Origin of the sequence: Promicromonospora thailandica (assembly GCF_024171955.1) — a bacterium.
GTDB classification, from domain to species: Bacteria; Actinomycetota; Actinomycetes; order Actinomycetales; family Cellulomonadaceae; genus Promicromonospora; species Promicromonospora thailandica.
Genome location: NZ_JAMTCS010000003.1, coordinates 207,259 through 224,870 on the forward strand (window position 1 = coordinate 207,259; position 17,612 = coordinate 224,870).

At 73.4% G+C, this 17,612-nt stretch carries 17 protein-coding genes; 15 read left to right on the forward strand and 2 right to left on the reverse strand.

The window, feature by feature from the left end; translation table 11 throughout:
- Positions 1-93 precede the first annotated feature (93 nt).
- The 3 genes from APR03_RS06255 to dapF are packed head-to-tail and all read left to right on the forward strand — an operon-like array spanning position 94 to position 2,698.
- Positions 94-714: a hypothetical protein gene (locus APR03_RS06255; protein WP_253833741.1), complete on the forward strand. Its 621-nt coding sequence runs from the start codon at positions 94-96 to the stop codon at positions 712-714.
- Positions 715-743: 29 nt separating this feature from the next.
- Positions 744-1,736, forward strand: coding sequence for a tRNA (adenosine(37)-N6)-dimethylallyltransferase MiaA (gene miaA, locus APR03_RS06260; protein ID WP_253833742.1), 993 nt, complete (start codon positions 744-746; stop codon positions 1,734-1,736).
- Positions 1,733-2,698 carry a diaminopimelate epimerase gene (gene dapF, locus APR03_RS06265; RefSeq protein ID WP_253833743.1) on the forward strand — a complete coding sequence of 322 codons (966 nt, stop codon included), beginning with the start codon at positions 1,733-1,735 and terminating at the stop codon, positions 2,696-2,698. The genes miaA and dapF overlap by 4 nt, the downstream gene beginning before the upstream one ends.
- On the opposite strand, the gene APR03_RS06270 is transcribed toward dapF, so the two are convergent.
- Entirely contained in the window at positions 2,688-3,296 is a 609-nt protein-coding gene (locus APR03_RS06270) for a class I SAM-dependent methyltransferase (RefSeq protein WP_253833744.1), read from the reverse strand. The two genes, dapF and APR03_RS06270, sit on opposite strands and share 11 nt — an antisense overlap.
- Before the next feature lie 53 nt (positions 3,297-3,349).
- Between APR03_RS06270 and APR03_RS06275 the strand changes: the two genes are divergently transcribed.
- The 9 genes from APR03_RS06275 (at position 3,350) to APR03_RS06315 (ending at position 14,966) form a co-directional block, all read left to right on the forward strand.
- Positions 3,350-3,955, forward strand: coding sequence for a GNAT family N-acetyltransferase (locus APR03_RS06275; RefSeq protein ID WP_253833750.1), 606 nt, complete (start codon positions 3,350-3,352; stop codon positions 3,953-3,955).
- 113 nt (positions 3,956-4,068) lie between these two features.
- Positions 4,069-5,610, forward strand: coding sequence for a GTPase HflX (gene hflX, locus APR03_RS06280; protein ID WP_253833753.1), 1,542 nt, complete (start codon positions 4,069-4,071; stop codon positions 5,608-5,610).
- A gap of 141 nt (positions 5,611-5,751) precedes the next feature.
- Entirely contained in the window at positions 5,752-6,783 is a 1,032-nt protein-coding gene (locus APR03_RS06285; protein WP_253833754.1) for a LacI family DNA-binding transcriptional regulator, read from the forward strand.
- A gap of 53 nt (positions 6,784-6,836) precedes the next feature.
- Positions 6,837-8,495, forward strand: a complete 1,659-nt coding sequence (locus APR03_RS06290) for a glycoside hydrolase family 13 protein (protein WP_253833755.1) — start codon at positions 6,837-6,839, stop codon at positions 8,493-8,495.
- Positions 8,496-8,555: 60 nt separating this feature from the next.
- Entirely contained in the window at positions 8,556-9,926 is a 1,371-nt protein-coding gene (locus tag APR03_RS06295) for an ABC transporter substrate-binding protein (RefSeq protein ID WP_253833756.1), read from the forward strand.
- 4 nt (positions 9,927-9,930) lie between these two features.
- Positions 9,931-10,902 (forward strand): carbohydrate ABC transporter permease, encoded by a 972-nt coding sequence (locus APR03_RS06300; protein ID WP_253833757.1) that lies wholly within the window; start codon positions 9,931-9,933, stop codon positions 10,900-10,902.
- Positions 10,902-11,795 (forward strand): carbohydrate ABC transporter permease, encoded by an 894-nt coding sequence (locus APR03_RS06305; protein ID WP_253833758.1) that lies wholly within the window; start codon positions 10,902-10,904, stop codon positions 11,793-11,795. The genes APR03_RS06300 and APR03_RS06305 overlap by 1 nt, the downstream gene beginning before the upstream one ends.
- Before the next feature lie 52 nt (positions 11,796-11,847).
- Positions 11,848-13,959, forward strand: coding sequence for an ATP-dependent DNA helicase (locus tag APR03_RS06310; protein WP_372494772.1), 2,112 nt, complete (start codon positions 11,848-11,850; stop codon positions 13,957-13,959).
- A 20-nt stretch (positions 13,960-13,979) separates the two neighbouring features.
- Positions 13,980-14,966 carry an L-lactate dehydrogenase gene (locus tag APR03_RS06315; RefSeq protein ID WP_253833759.1) on the forward strand — a complete coding sequence of 329 codons (987 nt, stop codon included), beginning with the start codon at positions 13,980-13,982 and terminating at the stop codon, positions 14,964-14,966.
- Positions 14,967-15,077: 111 nt separating this feature from the next.
- Here APR03_RS06315 and lexA read toward each other — a convergent pair whose 3' ends face one another.
- Positions 15,078-15,893, reverse strand: a complete 816-nt coding sequence (lexA, locus tag APR03_RS06320) for a transcriptional repressor LexA (protein ID WP_372494774.1) — start codon at positions 15,891-15,893, stop codon at positions 15,078-15,080.
- 192 nt (positions 15,894-16,085) lie between these two features.
- On the opposite strand from lexA, the gene APR03_RS06325 reads away from it, so the two are divergent.
- The 3 genes from APR03_RS06325 to APR03_RS06335 all read left to right on the forward strand — a co-directional run bounded on the left by APR03_RS06325 (position 16,086) and on the right by APR03_RS06335 (position 17,436).
- Positions 16,086-16,511 carry a LysM peptidoglycan-binding domain-containing protein gene (locus APR03_RS06325; RefSeq protein ID WP_253833760.1) on the forward strand — a complete coding sequence of 142 codons (426 nt, stop codon included), beginning with the start codon at positions 16,086-16,088 and terminating at the stop codon, positions 16,509-16,511.
- 119 nt (positions 16,512-16,630) lie between these two features.
- Complete coding sequence (gene nrdR, locus APR03_RS06330; protein ID WP_253833761.1) at positions 16,631-17,101, forward strand: transcriptional regulator NrdR; 471 nt, start codon at positions 16,631-16,633, stop codon at positions 17,099-17,101.
- 113 nt (positions 17,102-17,214) lie between these two features.
- Positions 17,215-17,436, forward strand: a complete 222-nt coding sequence (locus APR03_RS06335; RefSeq protein WP_372494775.1) for a DUF5302 domain-containing protein — start codon at positions 17,215-17,217, stop codon at positions 17,434-17,436.
- Positions 17,437-17,612: the final 176 nt, after the last annotated feature.

Below are 17,612 nucleotides of genomic sequence, written 5' to 3' on the forward strand. Positions count from 1 at the left end.
GGTTCGTGGGGAAAGGGGGTGGAATCGGCCCGGCGCCTGGCCACGTCGCCCCCGGACGGCCGCGTTGCGGGGCCGGTGCTACGTTCGGTGGTCGTGCGTGCCGTGATCCTCCCCGCGACCCCGCTCCTCGTGCCGGGGCTGGTGCCGGGGCTGTGTCCCGACCCGCTCGCCGCGGTGCGCGACGCGGTGCGCGTCGCACTGTCCGGGCTGGTCGGCCCGGCCGGCGGACGCGCGGACGGCGACCCGCTCCCGCTGGTCGTGGCGCACGGCCCCGCGCTGCGGCACGCGCGGCTGCGCCCCTCCCTCGCGGCGTCCGGCATCGGCGACCGCTGGCTCCCGCGGTCCTTGGCGGCTCCGGTGGCCGACGACGACACCACCGGGCCGGCCGGGACCGGCGCCTCGGTGGCGCTGCTGGCGCTGTCCGACGTGCTCGGGGCCCGGGCGGCCGCCGTCGAGACGCTCGAGGTACCCCCGTCGGCCGAGACGTTCGACGACGCGACCACCGCGCTGCTCCACGCCGCCGCCGGCCTCGTCGTCGCCGGCGGGGGATCCCCGGGCGCGGCCCGGCCCGGCCACGGCGATGACAGCCTCACGCCCGGCCTGCGGGCCGCGCTGCGCCTCGCCGGAGCCGGCGCGTGGACCGCCGACGTGCGGACCTTCCCGCAGTCGCACGGCCACCTGCCCGCCGCGTACCACGTGACCACGCTGTCGTGACCATGCTGTCCTGACCGTAGGGTGGCGGCGTGATAGTCGTCGCCGTCGTGGGCCCCACCGCCACCGGGAAGTCGGACCTGGCGCTCGACCTGGCACAGGCACTGGGCACGGACCGGACCCCCGCCGAGATCGTCAATGCCGACGCGTACCAGCTCTACCGCGGCATGGACGTCGGCACCGCGAAGGCGCCCCCGGCCGAGCGGCGCGGGATCGTCCACCACCAGCTCGACGTCCTGGACCCGCTCCAGGACGCGTCCGTGGCGCGGTACCAGGAGTCGGCCCGCGCCGACCTCGATGCGATCGCCGGGCGGGGCGCGCGCGCCGTCGTCGTCGGCGGCTCGGGGCTGTACGTGCGGGCCCTGCTGGACACCATGGACTTCCCGGGCACCGACGCCGAGGTGCGGGCGCGCCTGGAGGCCCGCGCGGAGGCCGAGGGCCGCCGTGCCCTGCACGCCGAGCTGGCGCGGCTGGACCCGCAGGCCGCCGACAGCATCGGCCCGCACAACACCCGACGCATCGTGCGTGCCCTGGAGGTCATCGAGATCACCGGCCGCCCCTACACCGCCAACCTGCCGCGCCAGGAGTACGTGCGCCCGGCCGTGCAGATCGGCCTCGACTGCTCGCGCGAGGTGCTCGACGCCCGCGTGGCCGGCCGTGTCGACCGCATGTGGGCCACGGGCCTGGTGGACGAGGTGCGGAGCCTGGCGAGCCCCGAGCAGGGCGGCACCGGGCCGGGGCTGGGCGTGACCGCCGCACGCGCCGTCGGGTACGCCGAGGTGCTCGCGTGGTGGCGCGGCGAGCACACCGAGGACCAGGCGCGCGAGGCGGTCACCGCGAACACCCGGCGTCTGGCCCGCAAGCAGATGGGCTGGTTCGGCCGGGACCCGCGCGTGCACTGGCTCGACGCTGCCTCGCCGCATCTCCTGGACGAGGCGCGTGCGATCGTGGCCGCCGCCGACGCCGGCACCCTGCCGGACGCGATTGCGGGCGGGGAGCCCGTGCGCCGTAGCCTGGGCTCATGACGCAGCCCGCGACCAGCCCCGCGCACTCCGCCCCGACGCCCGGCACGCTCGCGTTCACCAAGGGGCACGGCACGCAGAACGACTTCGTGCTGGTCGCGGACCTGGCCGGCGAGCTCGACCTGAGCCCCGAGCAGGTGCGGCGGCTGGCCGACCGGCGCGGCGGCATCGGCGGCGACGGCGTCATCCGGCTCGCCCCCACCGCCGCGCTCGCCCGCGCGGGCGAGGAGGCCGCCCAGGCCGTGCTGACGCAGGACCCGACGGCCGAGTGGTTCATGGACTACCGCAACGCCGACGGCTCCGTGGCCGAGATGTGCGGCAACGGCGTGCGGGTCTTCGCGGCGTTCGCCGAGCAGCAGGGCGTCGCCGACCTGTCCACCGGACCGCTCAGCCTCGGCACGCGCGCCGGGGTCAAGCGCGTCACCAAGGAGGCGAGCGGTTGGTACGCCGTCGACATGGGCCGCTGGTTCCTGCCCGGCGGCGAGGCCGCGGCGGCCGAGGGGTACGACGCCGCCGTCGCGGTGCGCGGCTGGACCGCACCCCGCCCCGCCCTGAGCGTGGACCTCGGCAACCCGCACACCGTCGTCGCCATCTCCAGCGTCGAGGAGCTCGCCTCGCTCGAGCTGTTCCAGGCCCCCGAGGTGGCGCCCGTGCCGCCGCACGGCACCAACGTCGAGCTCGTGGTGCCGCTCGGCGAGGAGGAGGGGCCGGACGGCGTCGTCGGCCGCCTGCGCATGCGGGTGCACGAGCGCGGGGTGGGCGAGACGCCGTCCTGCGGCACGGGAGCCTGCGCCGCGGCGCTCGCGGTACGCACGTGGCAGGGCGGCGCCTCGGGTGCGGGTGCGCCGGACACGTGGCTGGTCGAGGTGCCGGGCGGCGAGGTGCGCGTGCGGATGCTGCCGGGCGGCACCGTGGAGCTCGCGGGACCCGCCGAGCTCGTCTACTCGGGCGAGCTCACCCTCTGACCCGTCCGACGCGGAGCACGCGGAAGCCCTTGGACGACGCCGTCCGCTCCACCGGCAGGTCCAGCGTCTCGATGACCCAGCGGGCCAGCGAGTCGGAGCCCAGGTTCTTCTGCACCACGAGCCAGGCCGCCGCACCCGGTTCCAGCCGAGGCAGCCAGTGCGTCAGCAGGCCGTGCAGCACCTCCTTGCCGACACGGATGGGCGGGTTGGACCAGCAGGCCGCGAACCGCACGTCGGCGGGCACGTCGTCAGGCAGCACGGCGCGGACGTTGCCCAGGCCCAGCCGGTCCGCGTTGCGGCGCACCAGGTCCAGCGCGCGCTCGTTGACGTCGACGGCCCACACCGTGGTCCCGGGCGCCTCCAGGGCCAGGGTCAGCGCGATCGGGCCCCAGCCGCACCCGAGGTCGAGCAGGTGGCCCGCGGCCGGGGGCGCGGGGACGTGGTCCAGCAGCACCGCCGTGCCCTTGTCGACCCCGCCGGGTGAGAAGACGCCGGACGCGACCTCGACCTCCAGCTCCCGGCCGGCGAGGCGGACGGTGCGGACGCGGCGCTCGTCGTCGGAGGCGGGCTGGGCGGTGAAGTAGTGGTCGGTGGACACCGGAGAATCGTAGGCGCTTGCCGCGGGCCGCTGCCGGTGCTAGCCATGCACGCATGACAGCGCGCATCGAGGTCGTCCCGGCCGCTCCGGAGCTGTGGGACGACGTGCAGGCCGTCTTCGGCACGCGCGGCGGCGCCCACCACTGCCAGTGCCAGCGCATCCGGCTGGGCGACGGGGACTGGTGGCACCTGTCCGTCGAGGAACGGGCGCACCACCTGCGCGAGCAGCTCGACGCGGGCACGGCGGGCGCTCCCGGCCTGACGTCGGGCGCCCTGCTCGCCTACGTCGACGGCGAGCCCGCCGGGTGGGTGGCGGTGGCGCCGCGCACCGAGTTCGTGCGCTACCGCGGCAGCCAGGTGCCGTGGGCCGGCCGCCACGAGGACAAGGACGACGGCGGCGTGTGGGCGGTCACGTGCTTCGCCGTCCGCGCCGGGTACCGCAAGCAGGGCTTGATGTACGAGCTGGCGGCGGCCGCCGTCGCGCACGCACGGGCGAGCGGCGCGGAGGCGGTCGAGGGCTACCCGATCGTGCCCGGCCCGGGGCAGGAGATCGCCTGGGGCGAGGTGAACGTCGGCACGCCCGGCCCGTTCGCCGCGGCGGGGCTGACCGAGGTCAGCCGCCCCACGAAGCGGCGCCGGGTGATGCGGCTGGACCTCTGACCGGTGCGTTCGCCGAGAGCGGCGCGGAAACCCCGGAAAGACGTGGCCCCGGGACTTTCGGGCGTGGGATCCTTGTTGTACGGACGAAACATCCATCGAGAGTCAGGATCTACATGACCCACACCCCGACAGAGCCCGAGCTCCCCGCAGAGGAGACGCCCGAACTCCGCGAGTCCTTGGCAGACGCCCAGGCGATCGCGAACGATGTCGTGGCACGGGTTCTCGCTCGGGCGGGGACCGCACGTGCCGACGGCGGCACGGTGCACACCGACGCCGACGGCGACCAGCTCGACCTCGAGGAGCGCACCGCGCTGCGCCGCGTGGCCGGCCTGTCGACCGAGCTCGAGGACGTCACCGAGGTCGAGTACCGGCAGCTGCGCCTGGAGAAGGTGGTGCTCGTCGGGCTGTTCTCGGGCGGCGAGCACGCGGCCCGCGACGCGGAGATCTCGCTGCGCGAGCTCGCCGCGCTGGCCGAGACCGCCGGCTCGCAGGTGCTGGACGGCCTGCTGCAGCGCCGGCAGAAGCCGGACCCCGGCACGTACCTCGGCTCCGGCAAGGCGCAGGAGCTGGCGCAGGTGGTGCTCGCGACCGGTGCCGACACGGTGATCGTCGACAGCGAGCTCGCCCCGTCCCAGCGCCGCGCGCTGGAAGACGTGGTGAAGGTCAAGGTCGTCGACCGCACGGCGCTGATCCTCGACATCTTCGCGCAGCACGCGAAGTCCCGTGAGGGCAAGGCCCAGGTCGAGCTCGCCCAGCTCGAGTACCTCCTGCCGCGCCTGCGCGGCTGGGGCGAGTCGATGTCCCGCCAGGCCGGTGGCCAGGTGGGCGGCGCGGGCGCCGGCATGGGCTCGCGTGGCCCCGGTGAGACCAAGATCGAGCTGGACCGGCGGCGCATCCGCGACCGGATGGCCAAGCTGCGGCGCGAGATCGCCGCGATGAAGCCGGCCCGGGAGACGAAGCGGCTGAGCCGCAAGCGCAATGCGATCCCCGCGGTGGCGATCGCCGGCTACACCAACGCCGGCAAGTCGTCCCTGCTGAACGCGCTGACCGGGGCGGGCGTGCTGGTGCAGAACGCGCTGTTCGCCACGCTGGACCCGACCGTCCGGCGCACGCGCACGGAGGACGGTCGCGTCTACACGTTCACCGACACCGTCGGGTTCGTGCGGCACCTGCCGCACCAGCTCGTGGAGGCGTTCCGGTCCACGCTGGAGGAGGTCGGCGACGCCGACATCCTGCTGCACGTGGTCGACGCGTCCCACCCGGACCCCGAGGGGCAGATCGCGGCGGTGCGCGAGGTGCTCTCCGAGATCCCGGCCTTCGACGACGTCCACGAGATCGTGGTGCTGAACAAGGCCGACGTCGCCGACCCGACGGTCGTCGGCCGGATCCAGCGGCGCGAGCGGCACACCGCCGTCGTCTCGGCGCACTCCGGCGAGGGCATCGCCGAGCTGCGGGCCCGGATCGCGGCCGAGCTGCCGCGCCCGGGCGTCCAGGTCGACCTGGTGGTCCCGTACGAGCGGGGCGACCTGGTGCACCGCGTGCACGAGCACGGTGACATCGAGCTCACCGAGCACGTCGCGGCGGGCACCCACCTGCGGGGCCGCGTGGACGAGCAGCTCGCGACGGAGCTGCACCGGGTCGCCGTCCCCTCCTGACCGGCCCATGGCTGACGCGCAGGTCACCACCTGGTGGCCTGCGCGTCGTCGTGTCGGCACCCGAACGGCCGGACGCAAACCGCTTGCACTCCCGCGCAAGTGCTGCAAGCGGTTTGCGTTCCGCGTGGCTAGGATCGACGTATGTCGAGACGGCTTTCGGATGTGGCGAAGAAGGTGGGGGTGAGCGAGGCGACGGTCAGTCGCGTGCTCAACGGCAAGCCCGGGGTGTCCCAGGGCACGCGGGACGCCGTGCTCACCGCCCTGGACGTGCTGGGCTACGAGCGGCCCACGAAGCTGCGGGGGAGCCGCGGCAAGCTCGTCGGACTGGTGCTCCCCGAGCTCGTGAACCCGATCTTCCCCGCGTTCGCCGAGGTGATCGGCGGCGCGCTGGCCCAGCAGGGGTACACCCCGGTGCTGTGCACCCGCACCGCGGGCGGGATCACCGAGGCCGAGTACATCGACCTGCTGCTGCAGCAGCAGGTCTCGGGCGTGATCTTCGCGGGCGGCTTCTACGCCGAGCGCGAGGCCGACCACTCCCACTACCGGCGCCTCGAGGAGCTCGGCCTGCCGGTGGTGCTCATCAACGCGGCGATCGAGGACCTCGCCTTCCCGAGCGTCGCGTGCGACGACCTGGTGGCGGTCGAGCAGGCCCTGGGTCACGTCTACTCGCTGGGCCACGAGCGTGTCGGCCTGCTGCTGGGGCCGGCGGACCACGTGCCGTCGGAGCGCAAGCTCGCGGCGGCCCGCCGGTTCGCCGAGCGCCAGGGGCTCGAGCTGGACCCCGACCTGGTGGTGCACTCGCAGTACTCCCTCGAGAGCGGCCAGGCCGCGGCCAACCGGCTCGTGGAGCGCGGCGCCACGGCGATCGTCTGCGCCAGCGACCCCCTCGCGCTCGGCGCCATCCGGGCGGTGCGCCGCGTGGGGCTGACCTGCCCCGGCGACGTCTCCGTGGTCGGCTTCGACGACTCCGCGCTGATGAACTCCACCGACCCGGCCCTCACCACGGTGCGCCAGCCGATCGAGCCGATGGGGCGGGCCGCCGTCGACCTGCTCGCCGCACTGGTGGACGGCAGCGACGTGGCGCGCGACGAGCTGCTCTTCGAGCCCGAGCTCGTGGTGCGTGCGTCGACGGCCGCAGCGCAGGACCGGGCGAAGTCTGTCGCAAAACGATAAACCTTCTGTCGAGTTCTTGCGCGGGTGTTGTCATGTGATTTACGGTTCACGGCATGACGACGATGTCCGACGCACCCGGCGAACCGCGCCCCGCCACCCTCGAGTGGTGGCGGAGCGCCGTGATCTACCAGGTCTACCCCCGCAGCTTCGCGGACGGGAACGGGGACGGCACCGGTGACCTCGCCGGCGTCCGCTCCCGGCTCGGCTACCTGCGCGACCTCGGCGTGGACGCCATCTGGTACACGCCCTGGTACGCCTCGCCGCTGGCGGACGGCGGGTACGACGTGCGCGACTACCGCACCATCGACCCGGCGTTCGGCACGCTGGAGGACGCCGAGGCGCTGATCACCGAGGCCCGCGAGCTGGGCATCCGCACCGTCGTCGACGTCGTGCCCAACCACATCTCCTCCGAGCACGAGTGGTTCCGCGCCGCGCTCGCGGCCGGGCCCGGCTCGCCCGAGCGCGAGCGGTTCTGGTTCCACGACGGCCGGGGCCCGGACGGCGCCGAGATGCCCACGCGCTGGGTGTCGAGCTTCCAGGGCGACACGTGGACCCGCACCACGAACCCGGACGGCACGCCCGGACAGTGGTACCTGCACCTGTTCACGCCCGAGCAGCCCGACGTCAACTGGAACCACCCCGACGTGCGCCAGGAGCACGAGGACGTGCTGCGGTTCTGGTTCGACCGGGGCGCCGCGGGTATCCGGATCGACTCGGCCGCGCTCATCGTCAAGGACCCGACCCTGCCCGAGGTGCCCGAGACGCCCGGCCCGGGGGAGCACCCCCACCTGGACCGCGACGAGATCCACGACATCTACCGCGGCTGGCGGCGCGTCGCCGACGAGTACGACGAGCCCCGGGTGCTCGTGGGCGAGGTGTGGCTCGCCGACCAGGAGCGGTTCGCGCAGTACCTGCGGCCCGACGAGATGCACACGGCCTTCAACTTCGACTTCATGGCCCGGCCCTGGGACGCCAAGGAGCTGCGCGAGTCGATCCGCACCACCCTGGAGGCGCACGCCCCCGTGGGCGCGCCGGCCACCTGGGTGCTGTCCAACCACGACGTCACGCGGCCCGTGACGCGCTACGGCCGCGAGGACTCGTCGTTCGACTTCGCGGCCAAGCGGTTCGGCACGCCGTCCGACCCGGAGCTCGGCACGCGCCGCGCGCGGGCCGCGGCCCTGCTGGTGGCCGCGCTGCCGGGAGCCCTGTACGTCTACCAGGGCGACGAGCTTGGGCTGCCCGAGGCGGACGTGCCCCGCGAGGCCATCCAGGACCCGATGCACTTCCGCTCCGAGGGTGTGGACCCCGGCCGCGACGGCTGCCGCGTGCCCCTGCCATGGACCCGCACCGGGTCCAGCCTCGGCTTCGGGCCCGACGGCGGCGACGCCCCCTGGCTGCCGCAGCCCGCCACGTGGGGCGACCTCTCCGTCGAGGCGCAGGACGGCGACCCGGCCTCGATGCTGACCCTCTACCGGCGCGTGCTGCACCTGCGGCGCGACCTGCCCGCGCTGCACACGCAGCCCCTCGCGTGGCTCGACCACGGCGGCGACGACGTGCTCGCCTTCACCCGCGGCCCGGGCCTCGCCTGCGTCGTCAACCTCGGGGCGGACGCCGTCCCGCTGCCCGCCGGGGCCACCGTGCTCCTGGCGAGCGGACCCGTCGACGACACCGTGGGGCCGGACACCGCCGTCTGGCTCGCCCTGCCGGCCTGATCCCCCGACCCGATTTTTCCCCCACGTGCCGTCCCAGCGGCACCGAACCAAGGAGTGACAATGAAGTCAGCACGCAGCCGCGCGGCGTTCGCCCTGGTGGGCGTCCTGTCCGCCGGAACCCTGGCGGCCTGCGGGTCGTCGTCCCAGGCGTCGGACGACCCGACGGGTCCGGTCACCATCGAGGTCTCCATCGACGCGGGTCTCGAGCAGGCGGCGATCGACGCGTTCGACGAGCGCATCGCGCAGTTCGAGAAGGCCAACCCGGACATCCAGGTGGAGACCAAGGAGTTCACCTGGTCGGGCACCACCTTCGCGGCCGAGCTCGCGGGCGGCACCCTGCCCGACGTGTTCCCCATCCCGTTCACCGACGGCCGGGCCCTCATCGAGGCGGGCCAGATCGCGGACATCAGCGACCTGGTGGCCGAGCTGCCGTACGCCGACGACTTCAACCCGACCATCGCGGCCGCCGGGCAGGCCGCCGACGGCGCGATGTGGGCCGTGCCGATCGCCGCCTACAACCAGGGCCTGCACTACAACCGCCGGCTCTTCGAGGAGGCCGGGCTCGACCCCGACAACCCGCCCACCACCTGGGACGAGGTGCGCGAGGCCGCGAAGGCCATCGCGGACGAGACCGGCCAGGCCGGGTACGCGCACATGACCCAGGGCAACACCGGCGGGTGGATCCTGACCACCGAGACCTACGCGCTCGGCGGCCGCATGCTCGAGGGCGAGGGCGACGAGGTCACCGCGACCGTCGACAACGAGGCCACGACCGAGGCCCTGGAGCTGCTGCGCGAGATGCGCTGGGAGGACAACTCCATGGGCTCCAGCTTCCTGTACGACTGGGGCACCATCAACCAGGACTTCGCGGCCGGGAAGATCGGCATGTACGTCTCGGGCGGGGCCAACTACCCGAACCTCTTCACGCAGAACCAGATGAACCCCGACGAGTACGGCGTCACCGTGCTGCCCCTGGAGGGTGACGACGCCGGCACGCTGGGCGGCGGCACCCTCGCCGCGGTGAGCTCCGCGGCGTCGGACGCCGAGCAGGCCGCCGCCGTGAAGTGGATCGACTTCTACTACATCTCCAAGCTCACCGACCAGGAGGCGGCCGTGGCCGAGGCCGAGGTCGCCGCCGAGACCGACCAGCCCGTCGGCGCGCCCGCGCTGCCCATCTTCGACCGCGAGACGTACGAGGAGCAGCAGGGCTGGATCAAGGACCTGGTCAACGTGCCCCTCGAGAACTTCGCGCCGATGACGGACCAGATGTTCGACCAGCCCGTCATCCCCGAGCCGGCGGTCGCCACCCAGGACCTCTACGCGGCGCTCGACCCCGTGGTCCAGGCCGTGCTCACGGACGAGGACGCGGACATCGACGCCCTCCTGGCCGACGCCCAGGTCCAGGTCCAGAGCCTGATCGACCGCGCCTGAGGCGATGACCACCCTGACCGGCCCTGTGCGGGCGACGACGGCGGCCACCCCGCCGTCGTCGCCCCCGCCCCGCCGGCGTGCCCGCCGCACGCCGCGGGACTGGCTGCGTGACGGCGGCCTGAGCACCCTGGTCATCGCGCTGCCGATGATCCTCGTGTTCGGGGTGTTCTCCTGGTTCCCGATCGGCCGCGCGCTGGTCATGAGCCTTCAGCAGACGAATCTCGTCACCGCCCCCGAGTTCGTGGGCCTGGAGAACTTCGTGTTCGTGCTCTCCGACCCCCTGCTCGGCAAGGCCGTGGCCAACACCCTCTGGTTCGCGCTGCTCGCGCTCGTCTTCGGCTACCCGCTGCCCCTGGCGGCCGCGGTGCTGATGAGCGAGGTCAAGCGGCTGCGCGGCCTCTACTCCGCGCTGGCCTACCTGCCCGTCGTGGTACCGCCCGTCGTGGCCGTGCTGCTGTGGAAGTTCTTCTACGACGCCTCGCCCAGCGGCGTGTTCAACACCATCGCCGGGTGGGTCGGGCTCGGTCCGTTCCCCTGGCTGCAGGACGCCGGCAGCGCGATGCCGTCGCTCGTCCTGGAGGCCACCTGGGCGGCCGCGGGCGGCACCGTCATCATCTACCTCGCCGCGCTCGTCGGCGTGCGCACCGAGCTGTACGAGGCCGCGGAGGTCGACGGCGCGGGCGTGTGGCGCAAGATCTGGCACGTCACGCTGCCCCAGCTGCGCGGCGTCCTGTTCATCACCCTCATCCTGCAGGTGATCGGCACGTCCCAGGTGTTCCTGGAACCGTTCCTGTTCACCGGCGGCGGGCCCAACAACGCCACCCTCACCGTCCTGATGCTCATCTACGACTACGCGTTCGGCAGCAGCCTCGGCGGCAACTACGGCGCGGCGACCGCACTGAGCCTCATGCTCGCGGGCGTCCTCGCGGTGCTGTCGGCGATCTACTTCCGCGTCACCCGACCCTGGAGCTCCTGATGGCAGCAGCAGACACCGCCGAACGCGGCATCGTCTCGTCGCACGACCTGCGCCGCCCCAGCGTCCGCGCCACCCTCGGGGTGCTGCAGGGCGGCCTGCTGGTCACCCTCGTGGTCGTGGGCCTCGGCCCGATCCTCTGGCTCGCCAAGGCGGCCGTGACCCCCACGCAGGACACCCTGCGCGACCCGCTCGGGTTCTTCCCGAACGGGATCGACTGGGCCAACCTCGCCACCGCGTGGACCCGGGCCGAGATCGACCACTACTTCGTCAACACCCTGATCGTGGCCGTCGGCGCCTGGTTCTTCCAGCTCCTCGTCGCCACCACCGGCGGCTACGTGCTGTCGGTGCTGCGGCCCCGGTACGGCAACGCGATCCTCGGGCTCGTCCTGGCGACCCTCTTCGTACCGTCCGTGGTGCTGCTCGTACCGCTGTACCTGACCATCCTCGACGTGCCGCTCGTGCACATCAGCCTGCTCAACACGTTCTGGGCCGTGTGGCTGCCCATGGGCGCCAGCGCGTTCAACGTGCTCCTGGTCAAGCGGTTCTTCGACGGCCTGCCGCGCGAGGTGTTCGAGGCGGCACGCGTCGACGGCGCCGGACCCTTCCGGCTGCTGTGGAGCATCGTGCTGCCGATGTCGAAACCCATCCTCGGCGTCGTGTCGGTGTTCGCCGTCATCGCCGCGTGGAAGGACTACCTCTGGCCGCTGCTCGTGCTGCCCGACCCCGGCAACCAGCCCCTGTCCGTCCGCCTGCCCGCCATCGCGCCCTACCTCGAGCTCGACGTCTTCCTGGCGGCGCTCGCGATCTCGACCGTGCTGCCGATCGCGCTGTTCCTCGCCTTCCAGCGGCTGTTCCTCAGCGGCGCGGGGCTGGGCGGGGCCGTGAAGGGGTAGCCCGGGGCAGCCCCGGGCCGGCCTGCCCCGGGCTGTGGACGAGGCGGGGTGGATGTCGGTGGTCCGGCCTAGGATCGAGCGTGTGACCAGCCTTCCCGACGCACCCGCAGACAGTACGGACGCCAGCCCCGGCACGACAGAGGTCCCCGAGGTGGACGAGCTCCTCGACCTCGCGGTCGGCGAGCTGGGCGGCGGGCGCAGAGACGGCCAGCACCGCATGGCGGTGGCGGTCGGCGAGGCCATCGACAAGGGCGAGCACCTGCTGGTCCAGGCGGGTACGGGTACCGGCAAGTCGCTCGGGTACCTGGTGCCCGCCGTCCGGCACGCCGTGGCCGCGCAGAGCCGCGTCATCGTCTCGACCGCCACCCTCGCGCTGCAGCGGCAGGTCATCACACGGGACCTGCCGCTGGTGGCCAAGGCCGTGGCGCCGCTGCTGCCGCGCGAGCCGCGGATCGCCCTGCTCAAGGGCTGGCACAACTACCTGTGCGTGCACAAGGTGGGCGGCGGCTACCCGGCCGACGAGCCGACGCTGTTCGACCTGCCGGGCGGCGAGGACCACCCGCGCACCGAGGAGGCCGGGGGTGCCGGGCGCAGCCGGCGCCGGGACGACGGCGCCACGCTCGCCGACCACGTGCGCCGCCTGCACGAGTGGGCGGGCGAGACCGACTCGGGCGACCGCGACGACCTCGTGCCCGGCGTGCCGGACCGCGCGTGGCGGCAGGTGTCGGTGACGGCGCTGGAGTGCCTGGGCGGCAGGTGCCCGATGCTCGCGGAGTGCTTCCCGGACAAGGCCCGGACCGCGGCGCGCGAGGCCGACGTCGTGGTCACCAACCACGCCATGCTCGGCATCGCGGCCACGGGCAGCCCGGGCGTGCTCCCGGAGCACGACGTGGTCGTGGTGGACGAGGCGCACGAGCTCACCGACCGGGTGACGTCGTCGGCCACGGTGGACCTGTCGATGGCGTCGGTGGAGCACGCCGCGCGCCTGGCCCGCCGCAACGCCGGCACGCGCACGGACGCGCTGGACAAGGCCGCGCAGGACCTCGGCACGCTGCTGGTGACGGCGCCCGCGGAGCGCTTCCCGAGCGGCCTCCCGGACGACCTGCGCACCGCGGTGGCCGCGGTGCGCGACGCCGCGCGCGAGGTGCTCAGCGACCTCAAGCCGGACGCGGGCGGTGCGAAGGGCAAGGACGCGGGGCAGCCCGACCCCGGCCTGAAGATGGCCCAGGGCGCCATGCTCCAGCTCTTCGAGACCGCCGAGCGCATGGCGGCGCAGGACACGACCTCGGACGTGCTGTGGTGCTCGCGGCCCGACAACGGCTGGGGCGGGTTCGGCGACACCGTGACCCGGCTGCACGCCGCGCCGCTGCACGTGGCGGGCCTGATCAAGACGCACCTGCTGGGCGAGGCGACGGGCGTGTTCACCTCGGCGACCCTCGCGCTGGGCGGCACGTTCGACGCGGTGGCCGGCACGCTCGGGCTCACGGGCGAGGACGCCCCGCCATGGCACGGCCTGGACGCCGGCAGCCCGTTCGACTACCCGCGCCAGGGCATCCTGTACGTGGCCCGGCACCTGCCGGCACCCGGCCGCGAGCCCACCACGGAGGCCCAGCTCGACGAGATCTCGGAGCTGATCACGGCGGCCGGCGGGCGGACCCTCGGCCTGTTCTCGTCGCGACGCGCGGCCAACGCGGCGGCCGAGGCCATGCGCGAACGGCTCGACGTCCCGATCCTCGCGCAGGGCGACGACCAGCTCCCGACCCTGGTGCGCGAGTTCGCCGCCGACCCCGCCACGTGCCTGTTCGGCACGCTGTCCCTGTGGCAGGGTGTCGACGTGCCGGGGCCGTCGTGCCAGCTCGTGCTCATCGACCGGATCCCGTTCCCGCGGCCGGACGACCCCGTCAAGGCGGCCCGGGCCCGGGCGGTCGAGCAGGCGGGCGGCAACGGCTTCATGGCGGTGTCCGCGCAGCATGCGGCGCTGCTGCTGGCCCAGGGGGCGGGGCGGCTGGTGCGCAGCACGGAGGACCGCGGCGTCGTGGCCGTGCTCGACCCGCGGCTCGCCACGGCCCGGTACGCGTCCTTCCTGACCCGGTCCATGCCAGGGTTCTGGCCGACCACCGACCCGGCGCTGGTCCGGGCCGCGCTGGCCCGGCTGGACACCTGACCGCGGCATACCCTGAGGTCATGGCAGCCCCCTCGGACGTCCCGGCCGGCCGGCCCGCGGCCCGCACCACGAAGATCGCGATCGTCGGTGCGGGGGCGGTCGGCTCCACGCTGGCGTTCGCCGCGCTGACCCGCGGCTCGGCGCGCACGATCGCGCTGCACGACGTGAACAGCGCGAAGGTCGAGGCCGAGGTGCTCGACCTGCGGCACGGCCTGATGTTCACGTCCCAGGCGCACGTGATCGGGTCGGACGACGTGGCGGTCTGCGCCGATGCCGACGTCGTGGTGGTCACCGCGGGCGCGAAGCAGAAGCCCGGGCAGACGCGCCTCGACCTGGCGGAGGGGACGATCGGCCTGATGCGGCAGATCCTGCCGGGCCTGGTGGAGGTCGCGCCGGACGCGACGTACCTGATGGTGACCAACCCGGTGGACGTGGTGACGTACGCGGCGCTCCAGATCTCGGGACTGCCCCGCGAGCGGCTGTTCGGCAGCGGCACCGTGCTCGACTCGTCCCGGCTGCGTGCGGTCCTCGCGGAGCGGTGCGGCGTGGCCGTCGCGAACGTGCACGCGTACATCGCGGGGGAGCACGGCGACTCGGAGATCGCGCTGTGGAGCTCCGCGTCGATCGGCGGGGTGCCGCTGCTGGACTGGGAGCCGCTGGCCGGCTACCCGCCGATCGACGCCGAGGTGCGAGCGCAGGTGCATCGCGAGGTCGTCGACTCGGCATACCGGATCATCGCCGGCAAGGGGGCCACCAACTACGCGGTCGGCCTCGCGGCGACCCGGATCATCGAGGCGGTGCTGAAGGACGAGGGCCGTGTCATGCCGGTCTCGTCGCTGCTGGACGGCTACCACGGCATCGGCGACGTGTGCCTGTCGGTGCCCTCGCTCGTGGACCGGCGGGGCGTGACGAGCAGCGTGCCGGTGCCGATGTCGGACGACGAGCTCGCGGGACTGCGCGCCTCCGCCGACAGCGTGCGCGGGGTGCTGCGGAGGTTCAGGTTCTGACAGGGGCTGCCGAGGTAGAACTCTGGCGAGATAGAACTCTGGCGAAGGAGAACCGCATGGTTCTCCTTCGCCAGAGTTCTATCTCGCCAGAGTTCTACCTCGGCGGTCGGGTCACAGGCTGCGCAGCACCGCGACGACGCGGCCCAGGATCTGCGCCTCGTCACCCGGGATGGGCTCGTAGGCAGGGTTCTGCGGCAGCAGGAGCACGTGCCCGTCGGCCTGCTTGAACGTCTTGACCGTAGCCTCGCCGTCGATCATGGCGGCGACGATCTCGCCCTGCTCCGCCACGTTCTGGCGTCGCACCACGACCCAGTCGCCGTCGCAGATCGCGGCATCGACCATCGAGTCGCCCTGGACCTTGAGCAGGAACAGCTCACCGTCACCGACGAGCTGGCGGGGGAGCGGGAAGACGTCCTCGACCACCTGCTCGGCCAGGATCGGGCCACCGGCCGCGATGCGGCCGACCAGCGGCACGTACGACGGCGGCGGCGTGCCCGCGTCGTCCGGCACGGAGCTGCCCCAGTGGATCTGGCCACTGCGGCGCGGCTCGGGCCAGTGGATCTCGCCGCGCGTCGGCTTCTCGACCTGCTCGGCGAGCGGCTCCACGAGCTCCATGGCGCGCGGCCGGTTCGGGTCGCGGCGCAGGAAGCCCTTCTTCTCCAGCATCTGGAGCTGGTGCTTCACGCTCGAGGGGCTCGCGAGGCCGACGGCCTCGCCGATCTCGCGCATCGACGGCGGGTAGCCCCGCGTCTCGAAGGACTGCCGGATCGTGTCGAGCACGAGGCGCTGGCGCTCGGTGAGGCGGTCAGCCGGCGAGATGGCGTGCACGTCGGCGACCGCCTCGTCGCTCGGCGCGTCCAGCGTGGCGACGCCGGAGAGTGCCGTGTCGACGGCTCTCGTGTCGCTGGTCTCGTCCCGTCCCGTCATGCCCGTGCCCCTCCCGTTCCGACAAATGTTCTCCTCTGCGGTGCCCACTCTAGGTCACAAAGCGGCTCGGCTCAAACGAATGTTCGAGCGTGTCTCGACACGGGCGGTGTCTCGTGCTACACAATGGTACGTGCGTTCTAACGAACGCGTGTATGACGGACAGAGGTTCGACTCGCTCTCCGAGGAGGGGCCATGGGTGACGTGATCCCGTTGCGGCAGTACCACCCGGCGTACGCGTCGGCACCGGCCGGGCCGGCCGCCGTCCGCCGACCCGTCCGCGCCGCCGAGGGGGCGGGCCCGCGGACGGTCGCCGACCGGCTCGGCCTGGCGGGCCTGCGGATCACGCGCCGCGGGCGCGTGGTGCTGATGCTGCTGGCGATGCTGCTCGTGGCGCCGATGGCCACGTGGGGCGCCACGGCCGTGGCCAGCGCCCCCGGGCAGCCGATCGAGGTGCGGGTGCACTCGGTGCAGCCGGGGGAGACCCTCTGGGGGTACGCGCAGGAGGTGGCGCGGCCCGGCGAGGACGTGCGCGACGCGGTCGCGCGGCTGCAGGACCTGAACGAGATGTCGACCGCCTCGGTGCGGGTCGGCGAGCTGCTTCTTCTTCCCGAGGAGTGACCGGGGAGCACGCTTCGCCGTCAAATGTTGCGGCGATGTTGCATGGCGGTGGTTTGCCCGCTTACGGTCGGGGCGCGACCGGAGCCCTCCGGTCCGTGGTCGACCACGCAGGAGTGAGCATGCACTGCCCGTTCTGTCGCCACGCCGACTCGCGCGTGGTGGACTCACGGACCGCCGACGACGGCCTGTCGATACGGCGTCGGCGACAGTGCCCCAACTGCAACCGCCGGTTCACGACGGTCGAGACCGCGAGCCTGTCGGTGGTGAAGCGCTCGGGTGCCACCGAGCCGTTCAGCCGGGACAAGGTCGCGGCCGGCGTGCGCAAGGCGTGCCAGGGCCGTCCGGTCAGCGACGACGACCTCGCCATCCTGGCCCAGCGCGTCGAGGAGACGCTGCGGAGCAACGGCAGCGCCGAGATCGACGCCTACGAGGTGGGCCTCGCGATCCTGGGCCCGCTGCGCGAGCTCGACGAGGTGGCCTATCTCCGCTTCGCGAGCGTGTACCAGTCCTTCGACTCGCTGGAGGACTTCGAGAGCGCCATCACCTCGCTGCGGGCCGAGCGCGCCCAGCGGACGGCGGCCCAGGCCTGACCGGCGCGCCGCCGTCGGCGAAATGCGTTGGCACCTGGGCGGCGAGTGGTGCAGGCTGGGGCCGGACGACGGACCCGATCGAGGGACCCCCGAAACAACAGGAGGTGATCGGTGTGACGGACGACAAGGCCACGACCGACGAGGCTCAGACCGCTGACGAGCCCACGGCCTCGACCGCGCCGAGCGCGGACGCGAAGGCGCGGTTCAAGGAGGCGCTGGACCGCAAGAACGCGGCCCGGCAGCGCACGTCGGCGAGCGACGTCAACACGGGCGCCGTGCACGGCTCGGAGACGACCGGCCCGGTGCAGAAGATGTTCCGCCGCAAGAGCGGCTGAGACGTCGGTGCGTGAAGGCCGCCGACCAGGTATCTGACCTGGTCGGCGGCCTTTGTCGTTCCCGCGCAGCTCCGGGAGGGAAGCGGCGCGACGGGAGTGCTGCGAGTGCTGTCACCTGGCGGTCCCAGACAGGTCCGATGCGTTCGGGCTCGGCCGAACAAGGTGGTCGCATGTCA

Coding starts and splice junctions, on each gene's coding strand:
- hflX (WP_253833753.1), top strand. CDS start 4,069: ATGACCCACACCCCGACAGAGCCCGAGCTCCCCGCAGAGGAGACGCCC.
- APR03_RS06305 (WP_253833758.1), top strand. CDS start 10,902: ATGGCAGCAGCAGACACCGCCGAACGCGGCATCGTCTCGTCGCACGAC.
- APR03_RS06285 (WP_253833754.1), top strand. CDS start 5,752: ATGTCGAGACGGCTTTCGGATGTGGCGAAGAAGGTGGGGGTGAGCGAG.
- lexA (WP_372494774.1), bottom strand. CDS start 15,893: ATGACGGGACGGGACGAGACCAGCGACACGAGAGCCGTCGACACGGCA.
- APR03_RS06315 (WP_253833759.1), top strand. CDS start 13,980: ATGGCAGCCCCCTCGGACGTCCCGGCCGGCCGGCCCGCGGCCCGCACC.
- APR03_RS06325 (WP_253833760.1), top strand. CDS start 16,086: ATGGGTGACGTGATCCCGTTGCGGCAGTACCACCCGGCGTACGCGTCG.
- nrdR (WP_253833761.1), top strand. CDS start 16,631: ATGCACTGCCCGTTCTGTCGCCACGCCGACTCGCGCGTGGTGGACTCA.
- APR03_RS06310 (WP_372494772.1), top strand. CDS start 11,848: ATGTCGGTGGTCCGGCCTAGGATCGAGCGTGTGACCAGCCTTCCCGAC.
- APR03_RS06275 (WP_253833750.1), top strand. CDS start 3,350: ATGACAGCGCGCATCGAGGTCGTCCCGGCCGCTCCGGAGCTGTGGGAC.
- APR03_RS06295 (WP_253833756.1), top strand. CDS start 8,556: ATGAAGTCAGCACGCAGCCGCGCGGCGTTCGCCCTGGTGGGCGTCCTG.
- APR03_RS06300 (WP_253833757.1), top strand. CDS start 9,931: ATGACCACCCTGACCGGCCCTGTGCGGGCGACGACGGCGGCCACCCCG.
- APR03_RS06290 (WP_253833755.1), top strand. CDS start 6,837: ATGACGACGATGTCCGACGCACCCGGCGAACCGCGCCCCGCCACCCTC.
- dapF (WP_253833743.1), top strand. CDS start 1,733: ATGACGCAGCCCGCGACCAGCCCCGCGCACTCCGCCCCGACGCCCGGC.